At 40.6% G+C, this 14425-nt stretch carries 14 protein-coding genes and 1 pseudogene; 2 read left to right on the top strand and 13 right to left on the bottom strand.

Annotated features, from left to right (window positions below):
- Nucleotides 1-33: 33 nt before the first annotated feature.
- The 12 genes from IQ236_RS14660 to IQ236_RS14715 all read right to left on the bottom strand — a co-directional run bounded on the left by IQ236_RS14660 (nucleotide 34) and on the right by IQ236_RS14715 (nucleotide 12153).
- The gene (locus IQ236_RS14660; protein ID WP_193869925.1) at nucleotides 34-1515 is read right to left on the bottom strand and encodes a hypothetical protein; all 1482 of its coding nucleotides are present in this window, start codon (nucleotides 1513-1515) and stop codon (nucleotides 34-36) included.
- 453 nt (nucleotides 1516-1968) lie between these two features.
- Nucleotides 1969-2151: a hypothetical protein gene (locus IQ236_RS14665; RefSeq protein ID WP_193869926.1), complete on the bottom strand. Its 183-nt coding sequence runs from the start codon at nucleotides 2149-2151 to the stop codon at nucleotides 1969-1971.
- 233 nt (nucleotides 2152-2384) lie between these two features.
- Entirely contained in the window at nucleotides 2385-3047 is a 663-nt protein-coding gene (locus IQ236_RS14670) for a Na(+)/H(+) antiporter subunit B (protein WP_193869927.1), read from the bottom strand.
- Entirely contained in the window at nucleotides 3047-3595 is a 549-nt protein-coding gene (locus tag IQ236_RS14675; RefSeq protein ID WP_193869928.1) for a DUF4040 domain-containing protein, read from the bottom strand. Before IQ236_RS14675 ends, IQ236_RS14670 begins: the two co-directional genes overlap by 1 nt.
- A complete protein-coding gene (locus IQ236_RS14680; protein ID WP_193869929.1) occupies nucleotides 3592-3867 on the bottom strand; it encodes a monovalent cation/H(+) antiporter subunit G in 276 nt (91 codons plus the stop codon). The genes IQ236_RS14675 and IQ236_RS14680 overlap by 4 nt, the downstream gene beginning before the upstream one ends.
- Complete coding sequence (locus IQ236_RS14685) at nucleotides 3864-4118, bottom strand: hypothetical protein (protein ID WP_193869930.1); 255 nt, start codon at nucleotides 4116-4118, stop codon at nucleotides 3864-3866. Before IQ236_RS14685 ends, IQ236_RS14680 begins: the two co-directional genes overlap by 4 nt.
- Nucleotides 4115-4504, bottom strand: a complete 390-nt coding sequence (locus IQ236_RS14690) for a Na+/H+ antiporter subunit E (protein WP_193869931.1) — start codon at nucleotides 4502-4504, stop codon at nucleotides 4115-4117. Before IQ236_RS14690 ends, IQ236_RS14685 begins: the two co-directional genes overlap by 4 nt.
- Complete coding sequence (locus IQ236_RS14695; RefSeq protein WP_193869932.1) at nucleotides 4501-5928, bottom strand: cation:proton antiporter; 1428 nt, start codon at nucleotides 5926-5928, stop codon at nucleotides 4501-4503. The genes IQ236_RS14690 and IQ236_RS14695 overlap by 4 nt, the downstream gene beginning before the upstream one ends.
- A complete protein-coding gene (locus IQ236_RS14700; protein ID WP_190517641.1) occupies nucleotides 5925-6260 on the bottom strand; it encodes a cation:proton antiporter subunit C in 336 nt (111 codons plus the stop codon). The genes IQ236_RS14695 and IQ236_RS14700 overlap by 4 nt, the downstream gene beginning before the upstream one ends.
- A gap of 334 nt (nucleotides 6261-6594) precedes the next feature.
- Entirely contained in the window at nucleotides 6595-7935 is a 1341-nt protein-coding gene (locus IQ236_RS14705) for an ABC transporter ATP-binding protein (RefSeq protein WP_193869933.1), read from the bottom strand.
- A 224-nt stretch (nucleotides 7936-8159) separates the two neighbouring features.
- Nucleotides 8160-10709 (bottom strand): DNA gyrase subunit A, encoded by a 2550-nt coding sequence (gene gyrA / locus IQ236_RS14710; RefSeq protein ID WP_193869934.1) that lies wholly within the window; start codon nucleotides 10707-10709, stop codon nucleotides 8160-8162.
- Nucleotides 10710-10953: 244 nt separating this feature from the next.
- Entirely contained in the window at nucleotides 10954-12153 is a 1200-nt protein-coding gene (locus tag IQ236_RS14715; RefSeq protein ID WP_228041650.1) for a Fic family protein, read from the bottom strand.
- A gap of 538 nt (nucleotides 12154-12691) precedes the next feature.
- Here IQ236_RS14715 and IQ236_RS14720 point away from each other — a divergent pair.
- Both IQ236_RS14720 and IQ236_RS14725 read left to right on the top strand, forming a co-directional pair.
- Nucleotides 12692-12829 (top strand): annotated as a pseudogene (locus IQ236_RS14720) (RRXRR domain-containing protein); the annotation flags it as partial.
- A gap of 148 nt (nucleotides 12830-12977) precedes the next feature.
- Nucleotides 12978-13409, top strand: a complete 432-nt coding sequence (locus tag IQ236_RS14725) for a response regulator (protein WP_193869935.1) — start codon at nucleotides 12978-12980, stop codon at nucleotides 13407-13409.
- A gap of 65 nt (nucleotides 13410-13474) precedes the next feature.
- On the opposite strand, the gene IQ236_RS14730 is transcribed toward IQ236_RS14725, so the two are convergent.
- On the bottom strand, nucleotides 13475-14347 hold the full coding sequence (locus IQ236_RS14730) for a tetratricopeptide repeat protein (protein WP_322744179.1): 873 nt from the start codon (nucleotides 14345-14347) through the stop codon (nucleotides 13475-13477).
- Between the last annotated feature and the right edge of the window lie 78 nt (nucleotides 14348-14425).

The raw sequence follows: 14425 nt of genomic DNA on the forward strand, positions 1-14425 counted from the left end.
CTCGGTTTCTTCGGATTATGTTTAATTCATGTTTTACCCCCTACTTAACTCTGGAATTTTTTGGATCAAATACGCATTACTCCGCAATAGTTTTCGAGCGAGTTGTTGTTTTTGGATAAAGTTGGGGGATAAATTTTGAGATGAACCTCCTAAACCTAAACGGTAGATGACTTCTTTCGCTGCAATGGAGCGATAATCAAACCCCATTGAGTCGGCAAAAAGGGCGCGGGAAGTATCGCTTTCATTTAGTTTTAAAGCTTGTTTCCAATAGCTTAAGGAAGCATTAATTTGCAGGGCGGCGGTTAGGGCTGTTGCTAATTTTAAGTTAGCCCAATAATGATCGGGATTTAAACTCAAGGCTTGCACATAACATTGACAACTAATCATTAAGGACTCTCTGGCGTGAGCCATAATTCTTTTAGCACTTTCTTGGGCTTGTTCTGCACCTCCATTTTTAGCAGAAATTCCCAGTTGTTCAAAGAAATGCCGATCATATTGTCCGGCAAAAATGCCATCTCCCCAAAAGGAATCATAACTGTGATCATAAGCTTCTCCAGCTTGATAATATTGTTCACAATTCGATTGAAGTTTAGCGGTTTCATAAAGTTGATACCCTGGCAAATTAAGTTTTTTCATCCGGTTGATAATCGCTTCACTGATTAAATCTTCGGCATTATTTTCTACAGAAATATCAAATTCAATATCTTCAACATATACATTATTATTAGATTTATTAAAATTTGGATTTTCCTTCCCAAAATTATGATTTTTGATGGAACTTTCGTTTGATGGTGAAGTCTCGACGGATCGAGAAGTAGATTCATATTGACTCGGTTTAACTTTTGGTGTTTTACGGGTTTTAGAGTTTGATTGAGCAGAATTAGGTTTTTTGTATTCTGTAAAACCGGCTTGTTTCAGTTTATCTATTGCGCCAAGAGCCGGAAATATTTTATACAAAACCCAGAAACTAAATAAGTTACGATCTAAAATAGAAACAATACAAAGAAATATCATTATTTTTAAAGCAGTTTTAGACAGTTTCTTAATTTTAGAATTAATAAAAAAGGTAATTATTACACCAAAAAACAATATGATCAATATTGAAAGTATTGTTAATACGAATTCTTCAACGTCCGTTCTCCTTATCGCAATATAAACAATAAAAAATAACCAAGCAATAATTAATAAATTGATTTTAATTAATAAGTCAATTGCTTTGCAAGCCTCTAAAACTTGTTGATGAGGATCAGTTGGTGAACCAGGAACAGGTTGATTGTTTAGCAAAACTTCTAACTGTACAATAGGGGGGAAATTATGAACTTTTACTAATCTTATTTCCAATTTACAACCATCATTCAAGATGAAAAAATATTCTTTTTGATCAAGTTTTAACTTGGCAATTTTCCCAATTTCTTCACCATCAACCCGAATTTTTATATTTTTGAAAAACCAAGAATGAGTAATTACCAACCTTTTTTCTCCACCGGGTTCTAAGGAATATTTAAGACGTGCCATAAGTAATTTGTCCTAATTTTTATCAAGGAGCAATCAAGTAATAGGAATAGAATAGGGCGGGTTTAGTGAGATTGTTGAGAAGTTTCAGGTAGCTTGCAGAACCCGCCCCTACAAAATCATGCTTGATTTAATCGGACATGATTTGACCTGTAATCTTCTGCTTAAAATTTCTGTCAGTTCTAATTGAGACAATCAAAACAGCTTTGACAGCGATACTCTGATGAAATTGGGGTGATCCAAAAAATAGATACTCAAAAATTAGGCTGAATTAGGGCGATCGCATCCACCATTTTTTGATCGATATAATAGAAGTTTATACCTCACATAATGTTTTGTAAATCCGTGAAATTACGGGACTTTCATCTTTTTTAATGTTCCGGTTCCTTCTACCCCCTGGTTAGTCGAGCTATGTTGCTGAAATCTGCTCTCTAAAACCGAGGGGTGATGCTCCTATCAGTCCGAATCTGATTCGTTTCCCTCCCACATCTCCCGTTCTGAATCTCGTTCTAATTCTCGATCTAAGGCATTTTGTTCTCGGTAATCATCGTAACTATCCTGAACGTCGCGGTCGTAATCATAGTCGTGGTCGTCGTTATCGTAACCGTCCTCACCAGGGCCAATATTTTTGTAACGCATGGTCAGAATCCCTCATGATCAGTTCTACTGACCTATTGCAACCTGCGAACAAAATTACGCAAATTTTCAAAAAATTTTTTGGGCGTTGGTAAAGTAGTGCGATCGTCCTCCCTCGCTCACCTCTAAAACCGCCTCTAGCCAGTCCACTTTTTTTACTCATCAATGTAAGGGCGAGAAAACCTCGCCCCTACGATCGCCATTTATGAAACTTCAAAATGTTGGTTTTTCATTAATTACAATAAACCTCGATACCGAATAAACAATAAAATCGCCGCCCATGATCCTAACGCGACTTTAATTGCTACTAAAATATTTAATAATGGAATAGCACCCCCACTAAAAAGCCCTCCTAACTCTCCGTGTGGTAACTCGAATCCTGCTAAAGTAACCACCGATAATACAATAAAAGTTAACACCGAAATCTTCTCCCAATCTGCGGCTAAATACCGTTTATAAATCTTTTGCATCCACTCAGGAGAAGAGGTAATTGCTACTAAACCGATCGCAGTTCCCCCCGCCACTCCTGCTGCAAAACCGCCCCCTGGACTGAGATGACCCCGAATTGCTAATTCAACCCCAACTAACGCGCTAATTGTTGCTCCTAAACGCGCTAAAACAATTGAAGCTTCATCGGTAAACTGATAGATTTTAGGGGCAGGTTGATCAGTTTTTAAAAGAAAATAAACCCCCATAATTGAGATTGTAAAAACGATGACTTCAAAAATTGTATCGTAAAGCCGATTTCTTAAAATAATAGCCGTTACCGCATTAGGAATTCCACTATCTTTAATAATCGATTCTACAATTGTCAAACTTGGTAAATCTCCAACGGGATTCGGCATCACTAAAAACTTAATATAAATGGCAATCACCGCTAAAATATAAACCCATTTCATTACTGTTCCTCCCCTGATTTTGATAAATTAAAATAAGTTAAACGAGTCTCTAACAAGGACAATTGAGTTTGCATCACCTGATAAAGCCGTTGAATTCGGGTTAAGGTGTGATAAGATTGCGGTTGATCATCATTCATACAAACCGCATGAACTTCTTTATCCATCAACGCTTGTTTTAACGCTTTTTCATCGGGATAGGTTACTAACTCCAAACGCAGATGATATTTGTTAAACACTTTTCTAAACTGTTCTAATAGTTGGCTAAATTTCCCTTCTTTGGCTTCTTTTTCCAAATCTTCCAACACCCCCAAACGCACAACCAAGGAGGAACGCACCGCCACCGCATACAGGGTAATAGCCAACATTGTCCCCACTAATGCTTCGGTTAAAGCGACGTCCGGCGCTCCTAAAACGGTGTAAAGTAAGGCTGCGATCGCCCCCAAAATCCCCCGCACCACCAAAGCATGATAAGGGTTCTCCTCAAACACTAACATCGTCGCGGCTAAGGGTAACAAAGACGCGATCACAACAACATAGTTATCGTTCATGATTCCTCCTCATTACTGGAACAATAAGCCAACACATAACCCAGCATCGTATTCCATAGCATCAGAGAAATCAGGGCCAAAATCAGCAACGGCCATTCTCTGGGAATTTTCACCAACAACCCCAGGATAATCAGCATTGAGCCCAGGGTATCGGCGACAGTCAGCGTATGGAGTTTAAATAACACTGATCGCAAACCCAATAACGGTAAGGTTCCCCAAAACCAGAACACCAGACCGACAGCCATTAACCCATAACTTAAGATATCAATCATCGGTATTTTATCCTTTTTAGAAGTTGAGCAAGTAACATAAATCCGGCATTGCCAACGGTGAGAATGATCACTCCGGCAATTCCAATCATCCAATCATCTCGCAAAACAGAGACAACGAGAATCATCATCGAACTCTTGGTGGCGATACTGGCAAAGGCTAACATCTTTTCCCAGACATCATCTTCTTGCCAACAGGCTTCATAAAGGGGAATTAACAACGCGATAATCATGGCAATCACAACCCAGTTCATGGCAGTTTCCTCCGTTGCACCCGATGAACGGCATACCATCCGTTTTCGTGATATTTCAACACAATAGTTTTTGGGGTAAAGGTAATTAGAAAAATATCTAAAAAGATCAGTCCGGGTGTCCGTTGCGGTTTAACCCGTTCCCTGATAATCTCTTCCTCGTTATGGGGACGAAAAATCATTTCGATCGCCTCCAAATAAGCTTGAGGAATTGCGACCACAATTTTCCCCAAAACCCCCATCCAATCTTTTAATGCGGTGGGTGTTTTTTTGAGTCCGGGTATTAAAAAAGCGATCGCTACTCCAATAATAATATTGGTGACAGTGAAATTTGCTGTTAACAGAAACCAAATGGTTAATCGTAATATTAGATTCAGATATCCAATCATGCCAATACCATCCAAAATAATAGGATTAACATCACACTCATCACCCCCATCAAATGATCAATTTGTTCAAGCATCCGGGGAAGTTTGAGGGATATTTTTTGAATCACAAACCAATAAACGAACCATCCTAGGAAAATCGTTGCCAGAGGTTTGATAATATTAGCAATCGTATAAGCGTCGTAATAAGCTATATTTGCTACTACCAACCCCGCCAATAACAAAATCAAACCGGGCCAAAAACCGGGCTGGATTTTATCTTCTCCCCCACGCGGTAAAAAGATAAATTTGGCAAAGGAGATCGCGGTTCCCAATGCAGCAAGATTCATGCCGATTACTTGCCAAGGTAACAGATTTTTCATCGTTAATACCTTCGCCCCAAAACCGGACAATAGGGGAAAACCGGATATTGAGAAACTTGCGATCGCCAGTGCTACCCACAAACGAGTATTGATCGGGGTGTGATGCAATTCTTTAAAACTCCGACTCGGTAAAACCCCGGAAATTAGAAATAAAGCAGATTTAACTAACCCATGAGTGAGGGCGTAAAACCCCCCTACTTCCGGTGCTGCGAGTACAAACCCTAATTGGGATATGGTGTGAAACGCCAGCATCCGCTTCGTATCCTTTTCAAACATGGCATAGAACACCCCCAGCAACGCAGTTCCGACCCCAAAGATACGGATAATCGGGTCAAGTTCACCCACCGTTAGAGCGATCCGCACCATCGGGAACACTCCCGCTTTCACCACCACCCCTGACATTAACGCCGATACAGGGCTTTCTGATTCCGAGTGGGTTAAGGGCAACCACAACCCCGATACAAAAATACCTCCTTTAACTAATAATCCCAGAAGAATTAAAGCCACTGCTTCCGGTGGAACTCCCTGTAACCCTTTAAAGGCAAAGGAATGATGGGTTTGATACACTAACACCGCCCCAATCAAATAAAACAGCATGGCGACGTTACTAACAAATAAATAGCGCAACCCCACCCAAATTGATCGATCCGATCGCGGATAAGAAATCAGCAGAAAAGTGGCAATACTAATCACCTCTAATGCCACATATAAACTGATCAAATCAGCACAAACAAAAGTGGCATTAACACTGCCATGTAAAATAATCGCTTGAGTGTAGAAAAACGTGCTTTTATTCGTGTGCCAACAGTAGAGAATAACGGCGGCGGTGACTAACCCATTGGTTAAGATAAAATAACCACTTAGGGAATCGATTAGTAAGGAAACACCGAAGTTATCAAGTAACTGGAGGGCTAGGGGAGAGGAATTAACACAATGATATAAGCCATAAGCGATGGAAATTAAAGCTACAAATAACGTAAAAAATTTATCTAGTTTGGGAACTAGATAAATTGTAAATCCAGCCAAAAAAGGTAACGCAATCCAAACAATGGTAGGGGTAATCATGGGGTGTTATTTTTCTCGATCTCGTTGGTTTCCAAAGTAGGATTATCTCGTGCCAATTTCATCGCGCCAACTAACATTAACGCTTGAATTGAAAGACCGATAACAATAGCGGTTAAAATAACAGCTTGGGGAACAGGATCAGAATAAGTGCCATTTCGGACATCGGAAAAAATCGGGGTTAATAAACCGCCTCGTGATGCAATCAGTACATAGTAGGCAATTACACCCGTACTCATGATGTCCATTGCGATGATCTTCATCAGCAGGTTTCGTTTTAAGATAATTCCGAAAAACCCGCACAATATTGTTGCAAAAACAAAGGCTTCTAACACGAGAGTCAGTTTGGCTAAGGGTGATTTTTAATTAAATTTGAAAGACAGGAGGGCTGATTTGTTTGGATCAGCGATAGTGATTTGCAAGGATTCAACCTCCCTGATTGAACTGCAAATAATCATTTTGATGTTTGCACAGTTTGGTGTTGATACATGAACCCCAAAAAATGCTAAAATATATCTGGCTCTAAAAAAACGAGTTAAATTAAATACAACTCTATAACAACAACAGTCTGATTGTCAAGACCGTTGGCCATACCGACTCAATTTTTTCTATTTTTCTTGCTTGTACTAGAAAAAAGACTATGAATAATGAGATACAGGGAGAAAGAGGTTAGTAGGAACCAGGAACAATAGCTAAGTCGGTTTTTGGATCGAATAAATGGATTTTTTCAGGTGTTATGGTTAACCAAATTTTTTCACCGGGTATAAGTTGAGTTTCGGCTGGGATTCTTACTTGTAAGGAAGAATTTAGGTTGTTTTCTCCTAATAAATGTACCCATAATAATGTTTCATGGCCTAATGCTTCTAAGCGATCAACAATGACGGGTAAATTTTTAGTGGCGGGACAACTAACGATTAAATGTTCCGGCCTAATTCCTAAGAGTAATTTTTGGTTATTATAGCGAGATAAAACGGGTTCCCAAATATCGGGTAAGGTTAAACGGAATTGAGGATGGGTAATTAATAAGGGTGCAGTGAATTCAACGGGAATAAAATTCATGGGGGGAGAGCCAATAAACTCCGCCACAAAACGATTAGCCGGACGATTATAGAGTTCTAAAGGGGGGGCAACTTGTTGAATTCGTCCTTGGTTCATAACAGCAATTCGAGAACCCATTGTCATGGCTTCTACTTGATCATGGGTGACATAAATAGTTGTTGTACCTAATTTTTTTTGTAATTCTACAATTTGGGCGCGGGTTTCCGTTCTTAATTTTGCATCTAAATTAGATAAGGGTTCATCCATTAAGAATACTTGAGGATTTCTAGCCATAGCTCGACCTAATGCAACCCGTTGTTTTTGTCCCCCAGATAATTGTTTGGGATATCGATCTAATAACGATTCAATTTGTAATAATTTGGCAACGGTTAAGACTCTTTCGGATACGGCTTTTTCTCGTTCTGAAATATAGCGAAATTTAGCAGGAAGCGATCGCGTTATTCTAACGATTATATCTTCTAACCACAATGGAGCAAAGATTTGATAGTCTCCTACGGTAACGGATAATTGTGGATGGGAAGAAGTTACAGAGGTTGTTTTTTGAATAATTAAAGGTTGTTTAGGTTCGGTTTCTCGATCAGAACGACGCAGGCCAAAAGCCAAGTTATCATAGACTTTTAAATGAGGATATAACGCATAGTTTTGAAAGACCATAGCAATATCACGGGCTTTCGGGGGTAATTCATTGACTAAGGTATTCCCAATATAAATATTACCTCCGGTAATGGTTTCTAATCCTGCAATTAATCGTAATAAGGTACTTTTTCCACAACCGGATGGCCCGACTAAAACCATAAATTCGCCATCGAATATTTGCAGATAAACTCGTTTTAAAACCGCTTGACGGGTTGGGGTTGACTCTTGAAGTTCTGATGATTTTGTTTCCTCGGAGACGGTTTGACGACGAGTGGGGAAACTTTTATAAATATTATCTAAAATAACTTCTGCCATTTTAATTTAACCTACTTTTATGTCTGGGCAGGTTCTTCTCAATTTAGGGAATAAACCTTTAACTGTTTTAAACCTGCCTTTTTTAGCTGATGATCTGTTGGTGCGTGCGCTGTGCTTACGCACCCTACGGTTTGATGGAGATAATTTTTGGTGCGTGCGCTGTGCTTACGCACCCTACGGTTTGATGGAGATAATTTTTGGTGCGTGCGCTGTGCTTACGCACCCTACGGTTTGATGGAGATAATTTTTTCGTCGGGTTTGAGTTTAAAAAGGCGATCTCCTGTACTATCTTTGGGTGAGAGATGAATTTCATCGGTGGGAATATGAACAATGCGATTTTCACTGGTTAAAAGATGAACCTGTTTATGGGGTTTAGCAGGTGCAATTCCCACTAAGGTATCATTGGGGGATTTAAAATTGAGCATGGAAATTCCAATTCCGCCTCGGTTACTACTGCGAATGTGTTCCATCGAAATACGTTTAATATAACCTTGTTCTGTGACTAATAATAAACTGCCTTTGGGTGATAAAGTAACACACCCGATTAAATGTTCTTTTTGCCGTAACCGGGTGGCTTGAGAACCTTGGGCGGCTTTCCCCATCGGGGGGAGTTGTTCATCATTAATATCAAACCGTAACAGTCGTCCTCCAGATGTTGCTAATACCACTTTTTCATCAGGTTTGGAAAGAGTAGCAAAACAGAGTTCATCATCTTCTTTTAGTTTAACAATAGTGCTGCCTCGATTAGTTAATTCGGTTAATTCCGTTAAGGGTAAACGTTTAATTCTTCCTTGTTGAGTTAAGGTAATTAAATCCGTTTTATCGGGAAACGCCGATAATAAAAATTCAGCGATAATTAAGTCTTGGGGATTAACAGATGTATCCTTAGAAGCGGAAGGAGATAATAACGTAATAATCGGTTTGCCTTTAGAACGATTAGAACCCATCGGAATATCCGCCACACTCAAGGGATAGGCTTTTCCGGTTCGCATAATCATCACTAGATTTTGACGGGTGCGAGTATTATAGATTTGGGTAGTAAAATCATCCGTTTCTTCAATATTAATAGCCGTCGCACTTTCACTGTGATTGCGTTTAGAATCGTTGGTTTTCGGGGACACTCGCCGAATATAACCCCGATGAGTGACTTCTACAACAGTTTCTTCATCAAGGGGAGGTAAGGGTTGTAATAAATCGGGAGATGCTGAAAGTTCTAAAACTTTTTCTGGGGATTTTTTAGAGGTTTTATCCTCAGATTCAAGAGTCACCTGACCCTTGGGAGAAATAATCCGAGTTCGTCGTTGATCACCATATTTTCGCTTGAGCGATCGCAATTCTTTTTTCAAGGATTTCAACAATTCAGGACGTTCATTTAATAACCGTTGTAACTGTTGAATTTGAGCGGTTAATTGGGTAAATTCATCTTGTAGTTTTTGCCTTTCCAACCCCGTTAATCGACGCATGGGCATGGATAAAATCGCATCAGATTGATCATCACTAAATCCTAATTGATTTTCTAAGGTTAATTTTGCTGTAGAACCATCGGGCGCATTCCTCAGAATTTCAATCACATTATCTAAATTTTCTAAGGCAATTAATAACCCTTCCACTAAATGACATCTGCGTTCGGCAACTTCTAATTCATGACGATATTGACGAGTTAAGGTTTGTTCCCGAAACGTCAGGAATTCTTGCAGAATTTGTTTTAAACTTAATTGTCTCGGTTGTCCATTCACAATTGCCAAAAAAATCGCCCCGAATTTCGTCATTAATTCCGTTTGTTGATAAAGATGATGTAAAACCACTTCGGGGGTCGCTTCTCGTTTTAATTCAATTACAACCCGAATTCCTTCGCGATCGCTTTCATCTCGAATATCCGAAATCCCGTCTAATTTTCCCGCATTAACCAAGCCAGCAATTTTCTCAATCCAACTGGCTTTATTCACTTGAAACGGCAATTCTGTCACCACAATGGCGGTCTTAGTCCGGCGTTTTTGGGCGGTCGGAACCTCTTCAACTTTGGCAACACCCCTCACCACAATACTGCCTTTTCCTTGGCTATAAGCTTCAGCAATGCCCTCTGTGGTGATAATTTCCCCCCCAGTGGGAAAATCAGGAGCCGGAATCAATTCCATTAATTGTTGATCCGATAATTCAGGATGATCAATTAAAGCAATTAATCCATCAACAACTTCCCCCAAATTATGAGGCGGAATATTCGTCGCCATCCCCACTGCAATTCCCGACGATCCATTTAACAATAAAAACGGAAGTTGGGCAGGTAAAACCGTCGGTTCCTGTTGAGAATTATCAAAATTACTAATAAAATTAACCGTTGCTTCCCCGACTTGGGACAATAACCCTTCATGACCAATAGCAGCCAGACGGGTTTCGGTGTAACGCATGGCGGCGGGGGGGTCATTATCCACAGACCCGAAATTGCCATGACCCGCTAACAACGGATAACGACTAGAAAACTCCTGAACCAGTCGCACCAAAGCATCATAAACTGATTGATCGCCGTGGGGATGATATTTCCCCAACACATCCCCCACCACCCGCGCGCATTTACGGTAAGGTCGGTCTGGCGTTAACCCTAACTCGTGCATCGCGTACATAATCCGACGATGAACCGGTTTCAACCCATCCCGGACATCTGGCAACGCCCGTCCAACGATCACACTCATGGCGTATTCGAGGTACGACTGTTGCATCTCCGTATGAAGCGATGTCGCGATTACTTTCCCAGAAAAGAGGTTTAACTGTTTAGCCATGAGTTTAGGTGAGTCTACAGCGATAGGGTTCTGATCTTAGATTATGGATTATGTCGTGACAGGGTGTTTCCATCATCATGATCTAACAAGGGTCTACCAATCTCCTTGCTGTTTTGAGGATAACGAATTGCGATCAATTTGAGGAGTCAATCAAGTTTTGTATAGCAGTGATAAGTTCTGCCGTTCTAATGGATGGTTATAGCAGGAGTAGATTTGTCCTTAGCGCTTTTCGGATGTTGCGACCTTAAACAGTTGGAACATAGAGTTTGGGAAAGTAGCGCTCGACAACATCAGTAGGAAATCCTAAGCGGACAGCACCCTTGGGAGTATCTGAAACTAAAAGACCCACCTCAACTAATTTCTTGAGCACTGTTCTAGCTTGTCGCTCTTTGTAACCTGTGATTGTAGCAGCTTGACCCCGCTCAAAAGAACCAGAATACAGGGCTTCCTTCAGTAAAGGAAAAGAACCTTTAAGTAACCGTCCGGCTCGAATTTCCTCCTCAACATAGAGTTCAATACGATTTAAGAGTTGGGAGGGTTCTAGTAGTGACTGCATGAATGTCACTTGGTCGATACAAGTTTCTAAAAAGAACTGACAAAACTTCTGCAAACCAGCCGCCGTTAAATTTCCACGACCGTCTAAATCGTTCCACCGTTGCTTGTCGGCTGCCATCAATAAATCTCGATATAAATTAGCATTTCTGGCTAAACCACGAGAGACAGACCACAAACTACTGCCTACCCCAATTTGCCTTAAGAAAGCATGAGAAAACAGCCGTGTCACTCGACCATTACCATCAAAGAAAGGATGAATCCACAGCAGCCGATGATGAGAAGCAGCCACAGCAATGACTTGCTGAATTAAAGATAAACGTATGGGATTATAGGCTTCTTCAAAACGCCGTAAAAAACGTGGAATTGCTGGAGCACTAATGGGAACGTGATAACCAACACTGACATCCCCAGTCCGTAATTCTCCGGGTTTGACTTCAACCCGTTTGTTGCCTTGGGGGTCTTCAACGTAGAGCAACTCAGAAGAAAGTCGTTGACAAAACTCACGATGAATCCAGATTAAGTAATCAGTTGTGACTACTGCAAAATCTTTTTCTTCCCGGTTATCAATCATCCGTTGAACTTCGATATGAGCTTTAGCTTCCAGTTGTAGAGAGCGTTTTTTCGGCTCATTGGAAAAGTCATTTGCTAAAGCTCGGTCTATATCTCTAGGATGTGTGTTGTGCCCCTCAATCAAATTGCTGTAATAGCAATTCATGGAACGGACAAGCTCTCCCAGACTTAAGGCAACATTGGGAGTTACCTGTGCGTTAAGTGCCCTGCTGACAGCAATCAACTCAGTTGCTAAATCGTCCAACAACTGATTCCCTACCGATGGGAGCATGGGTTCCATCAAACTAACCGATTCGCTAAATTCGGTGAAACTAGACATTTTGCCGTTTTCTAAAACCCTATGTATTGATTATAAGCTATAGCTTTCAAGTTTTACACATACAGATTTTTGCCGATGTTTTTGCCGATAAACCGTTAAAGCCTTGTACAGAAGGAGAGACGGATGCTAAGGATCTACAATCTCAGTAATTTTACGGATAATTGGGGATTTTAGAGCCATTTTGCTTAAAGTTCAGGCTGGTTTCTCAACAAAATTCAGCATTTTCTCGGTGTTTTTTAAGGGAAAAGTCTTTTACCCTAAGATCAGACTCATACCGAATCTGCTGTCAACTTCCCCTGGAAAACAGTTGAACAAAAGCGATGATCCTTCAAGCCTTTGGCTTTTTCTATCTCGCTACTCTTGTCAACCCGTTGAAAGGGCATGGTATGATAGCACCTCGGTACGGGAGAGTTTATCGGGTGGAAAACTTAAGTAAACGATCCTGAAGTCCCAGCCCTTCCTTGATCGCGGGGAAATGATTAAGCTCTGGCCAAGCAGCAATATTGAGGAGGTACCCTTTTACGCTGATCTTAAATGAGTTCAAACAATAATCACTTGGGTAAATAAATTAATTCGATTAACTTTGATTAAAAGTATGGCTCAAGAGTTGGTTCGATTAGACTTGCAAAAACTTGAAAATCCTGAAATCACGGGTGTTGAATATCAACAAGGTGAATGATTTCGGAGATCAAGTTAGCCACAAATAATGCAACCCTATTGATAAAAAAGATGGGAACAACAATCCAGTATAAACTTTGCCCCCCTTTTTCTCTTACCCCTAATCTGAGCGCAGGTAATTTGGAATTCTCTAAGGAGGAAGAAAGATGAAGACCGTTCTAATTGTAGAAGACGATCAAGTTAATGCTCGTGTTTTTTCAAAAATCTTGACAAAACGGGGAGGATTAGCCGTTAAACATACGGAAAATGTGGAAGAAGTGATGCAAATCGCTCGAACTCGGGAAGCAGACTTAATTTTAATGGATGTTTCCCTAGCACGCAGTGTCTATCAAGGTAAAGCAGTTGATGGAATTAAAATTACACAATTGTTGAAAGCTGACCCCGAAACAGCGGCACTTCCCATTATCTTAGTAACAGCCCACGCCATGGCCGGAGATCGTGAAGATTTTCTAGCTCAAAGTGGGGCAGATGACTATATCTCTAAACCTGTTATTGATCATCAAAAGTTTGTCGATAAAATCAAATCTTTACTACCACCAGAGGAGGAGGCTGCAACAGGGGAACTGGGAAATAAATGAGGATAGGATAAACTAGACTCACCTTTTTTTCCACTGCCTACCCCTTCCTTGCATTCTAGGGAAAACTAGGGAGACTGAGGTTGAGTGTCTTTAACTTGAGTTAAGGTTTTTTGCATTTGAGGTGTGGCTAAGAATTTTTGGGTGTCGTTTAATAAGCGATCGCCCCAAAGATTTTCTTTGAGATAGTCAAAATTAGCATAACGGCTATCGAGACGTAAAGCGGCTTCTCCCAGAGATAAAGCTTCTTCGGTTTTACCTTGTTTATACAGAGCAACGGCTAAAGCTAACATGGGTTCTGCGGCTTTGGGATCAACGCTAATAGCTTGTCGCCATTTAGCAATGGCGATGTCGATTTCTCCCTGTTCATACTTGACTAAGCCGACATTATTAATCGCTGGCCAAAGATTTTTTTCTTGAGCAAAGGCTTTCTCATATTGCAAAATTGCCTGCTCAAATCGCCCCAATTTATAATAAGCATTTCCTAAATCAAATAACGCCCCTGGAACATTGGGGTCAAGTTTCAAAGCCGTTTCTAGGGATTGAATTGATTTTTGATAGTCTCCTTTTTTAAAGTAAGCTTCTCCTAAAATAAACTGAACCCCGGCTTCCTTGGGGGCTAAGTTACTGGCTTTTTGCAGTAACTCAATTCCTTTATCGAGTTCTTCCAATTGCAGATATAAACTGCCTAATAACGCCCAAGCTTGATAATTTTCCGGGATCAATTGCGTGGCGAGTTCAGCCCTGGGTACAGCTAATTGATATTGTTGAAATCGTGTTAACTGAGCCGCTTCTTCCAGCAATCCTAATCCGGTTTGTTCAAGTTGTTCTGAGTCTATGGGGGGGGTATAGGGAACTAACGCTTGTCCCATCACGGGTTGAGCGACATTCCACAAACTAAGGGTGACGGCAACGGACAGAATCAGAGTTCGATTGGGCACAGTAAGAGCCTTAATGCAATGCGTTTCCTTTACTTTTATACCACAGACCCGAACAATCCCTTCTTCACCCCCAGGCTA

Origin of the sequence: Planktothrix mougeotii LEGE 06226 (assembly GCF_015207485.1) — a bacterium.
Classification (GTDB): Bacteria; Cyanobacteriota; Cyanobacteriia; order Cyanobacteriales; family Microcoleaceae; genus Planktothrix.